Annotated in this window: 1 protein-coding gene; it reads right to left on the bottom strand. The window is 70.0% G+C overall.

All coding sequences use genetic code 11. The annotated features are described in order from the left end of the window. Positions 1 to 1,154: hypothetical protein (locus V6U90_RS33460; protein WP_334445194.1), on the bottom strand; the 1,154-nt coding region annotated here is incomplete at its 3' end. Positions 1,155 to 1,201: the final 47 nt, after the last annotated feature.

Genomic DNA, 1,201 nt, shown 5'->3' with positions numbered 1-1,201 from the left:
CAGGACGACGCCGTGAGGGCGTCCGGGTCGTCCAGCGGCCCGGGCAGCCCGGGCAGACCCGTGCCCGCCGGCGGGGCAGGTACCGGCCCGGACATCGGCGACGTCCCCCCGTGGTTCAGCCAGGACAGGTCCGCACCCTGCTGCGGGCGGTCCGGTCCGGGGGCAGGGCCCGGCAACGATGCTTGCCGGGGCTGACCCGGAGCGGTCACCCTGTACTGCGCCGGCACGCCACCGCGTCCTTCCTGGACCAGCTGCAGCAGACCACGGCCGCGCAATGCCACGATCCGGCCATGCACCGTCGAATGCGATGTGGATGTCGCATCGGCGAGGGTTGGCTCGCTGGCGGTGATGAACCCGGCGCCGTCCATATGGTCGATCAGGGCGTTCCACAGCTGCCGCAGCTGATCCTGCTGCTTCCTTGTGGTGGCGATGTGGTCGGCGTGCTGGTCGAACAGCGTCCGGGCCCCATCCGGGTCGCTCACCCATCGGCTGCCCGCAGGAAGGGCCGGCAACGATGCTTGCCGGGGCTGACCCGGAGCGGTCACCCCGTACCGCGCCGGCACGCCACCGCGTCTTTCCCGGACCAGCTGCAGCAGACCACGGCCGCGCAATGCCACGATCCGGCTATGCACCGTCTGCTGCGATGTGGATGTCGCATCGGCGAGGGTTGACTCGCTGGCGGGGATGAGCCCGTCGCCGTTCATATGGTCGATCAGGGCGTTCCACAGCTGCCGCAGCTGATCCTGCTGCTTCCTTGTGGTGGCGATGTGGTCGGCGTGCTGGTCGAACAGCGTCCGGGCCTCATCCGGGTCGCTCACCCATCGGCTGCCCGCAGGAAGGGCCGGCAACGGTGCTTGCCGGGGCTGACCCGGATCGGTCACCCCGTACCGCGTCGGCACGACACCGTGTGCTTCCCGGACCAGCCGCAGCAGACCACGGCCGCGCAATGCCACGATCCGCCTATGCACCGTCTGCTGCGGTATGGATGCCGCATCGGCGAGGGTTGGCTCGCTGGCGGTGATGAACCCGGCGCCGTCCATACGGTCGATCAGGGCGTTCCACAGCTGCCGCAGCTGATCCTGCTGCTTCCTTGTGGTGGCGATGTGGTCGGCGTGCTGGTCGAACAGCGTCCGGGCCCCATCCGGGTCGCTCACCCACCGGCTGCCCGCAGTGGGTTGGGGTTGGGGTTGGTCGGGGTGGA

Source organism: Micromonospora sp. CPCC 206060 (assembly GCF_036906895.1).
Classification (GTDB): Bacteria; Actinomycetota; Actinomycetes; order Mycobacteriales; family Micromonosporaceae; genus Micromonospora.
This window is presented reverse-complemented; position numbering and strand designations above follow the sequence as displayed.